At 52.9% G+C, this 2,155-nt stretch carries 3 protein-coding genes; all 3 read left to right on the forward strand.

Annotated features, from left to right (window positions below; translation table 11 throughout):
- On the forward strand, positions 1-1,040 hold a 1,040-nt coding region (locus ACJROR_RS07140), incomplete at its 5' end, for a protein kinase domain-containing protein (protein WP_406546518.1).
- A 105-nt stretch (positions 1,041-1,145) separates the two neighbouring features.
- Entirely contained in the window at positions 1,146-1,547 is a 402-nt protein-coding gene (locus tag ACJROR_RS07145; protein WP_406043840.1) for a hypothetical protein, read from the forward strand.
- 53 nt (positions 1,548-1,600) lie between these two features.
- Positions 1,601-1,870, forward strand: coding sequence for a hypothetical protein (locus ACJROR_RS07150; protein ID WP_406546519.1), 270 nt, complete (start codon positions 1,601-1,603; stop codon positions 1,868-1,870).
- Positions 1,871-2,155: the final 285 nt, after the last annotated feature.

Genomic DNA, 2,155 nt, shown 5'->3' on the forward strand with positions numbered 1-2,155 from the left:
ACGTCATTCTCGTTCATGATTTCTTTCGCTACGAAACCGCCTATTACGTGGTAACGGATCTGGAAAAACGCTCCCCGCTTTCCGTCCGGGCCGTGGCCGCTCTGGACAACGAAAGGAAGCTGGTCCTGATAAAGTCCGTGCTGTACAGCTTTGCCATGCTGGACTTCAAGGGCATTGTTCATTCCGACGTGAAGCCGGCGAATATTCTGGCGGTTCCCACGGAAAATGGCTTCTGCACGGGGAAGATCATTGACTTCGATCTAGGGTTTCACGCAGACAGCCCCCCGCCGGAACCCGGGGGAGATCTGGTTTATCTGGCTCCGGAAGCTCTGGCCGCCATCAAGGGCCGCAAAACTGCCCTTACCCCGAAAATGGACGTTTTTGCTCTGGGACTGATCTTCCATGAGTACTGGACTGGAAATCGTCCGCAGCTCCCCCGGGGCTTTAACTACGCCTGCGAGGCCGTGGCCGCCGGAAAAACTCTGGTTTTGGACAAGACCATTCCCGAAGGGGTAAGAGCCATACTTGCCCATATGCTTCTTAATGATCCCCGGGAACGGTTTTCTGCCGGGAATGCTCTCGCGGCTTTTGCCAAAATCGCCGCTGGTACCGGTAAAGCCCCGGTGAGATCTCCCGGCAGCCACTCTGACAAATCGTCTGACAGTTACTCTGACAAGCCTTCTGCCAAACCTTCCGAAAAGGCATCCGGCACAGCGTCTGAAAGTCTTAAGAGAGGGCGTGTCAAAGAAGATGCTTCCGGAGCCGTAAAACCCCGCAGCCCTGATAAATCAGTATCCCGGGGAGAAGTCGGCATGGTTTCCGGCCGGTACCGGGATGGGGGAGCGGGTGAGCCGGGAAGAGCAGAGCCGGGAAATACAGATCCGAGAAAAACAGATCCAAGAAGGTCGGAGGAGCCATCATCTCCCCGGCTTAAGATCCGCATGGGCAGCCATTCCTCTCCCGGAAAACCGGCGCCTTCCCCGGGCTCCTCCCGGAAAAGACCCGGCACGGCCTTTTACCATCCTGATGATTTTGATTAGCGTACAGGGCATCTTTTTGGGGATGAAGACCTGGGGTATGCGGAAGAGCATGAAATATGAGGTACGGGATTCCGGGTTAGCGGACAGCGGAGAGAAATTCAGAAATTGAATGCTTATGTAATAACCGGCCTTGCCGCGCTTTTGGGAGCGGTCATTTGGATGCTGTACCGCATGTTCCGGCGCGGCGGAACCGGAGCCGGGAGCGGGACAGAGCTTCAGGAGGGCGGGTTAAATGATGATCTGTCCCCGGAGATCCTGTTCGGTAATAACGGTATCATTGACAGGAGAAGCGGCAGCGGAGATCGGGCCAGTTCCCGGGGCCGCGGGATTTCTCTTAAGGAGCTCACCCGGAATAACGAAAAGCTCCTCGCAAACGGAGATCCCGCGAAGTCCCTGGATCGGCTTTTTGCGGAGGCCGGACAGCTATGGGTGTGCTCCTTTTGCGAAACCCTGAACAGGGATGACGACAGGTTTTGCCGGGCCTGCAGAAACAAAAGGGATAAGTAAATTTTTCAGCGGCGGAGAGCAATTGATAAACGCCGGTAAAACAAGGACAGGCTATGGTTTTAAGCATTTTTAACAGAAAACATTCTGAGATTTCCCCTCCTCCTGTTCTTCCCAAAGAGGATTATGAGGTAATTCAGCTGGAGGACTTCTTCCCGACACTGCCTCTGGTTACCGAGTATCATTACGCTCTTATCAATAATGCCCGGGACGGGGAAAAGCCGTTGGATGCTCTTTTTGCGGCCAGTGCCGGGTTATGGATCTGCCCCTGCTGCGAAACCATTAATGTCGGATCCCGCTGTGTTTCCTGTCAGAAAATGCGGTAACCGGATAATGCATATTGACAGAAGGCCGGTTCAGGATACATCTTGTGAAAATAGTTATTTGATATTTTGAGAGAAAAAACATGCTGTGTAAAAGCTGCGGTGCAAAATTAAATGATGACAGCATTGTCTGTTCGAAATGTCATGGGGACAACAAGTCATCATTTGAGCTTTTTTGCAATAACGGGGAACTCCTTCTGGGAATTCTCTCTGGAGCTTTTTCCGGTGAAAATTTGTCAGAACCGTTATCTTCCGGAAGTTCCCGCGGTGCTCTTCGCACTTCAGGAC

Source organism: Succinimonas sp., assembly GCF_045225735.1.
Lineage (GTDB): Bacteria > Pseudomonadota > Gammaproteobacteria > Enterobacterales > Succinivibrionaceae > Succinimonas.

Excerpts from the sequence above, each read along its gene's own strand:
- ACJROR_RS07150 (WP_406546519.1), top strand. The coding sequence starts at position 1,601 with ATGGTTTTAAGCATTTTTAACAGAAAACATTCTGAGATTTCCCCTCCT.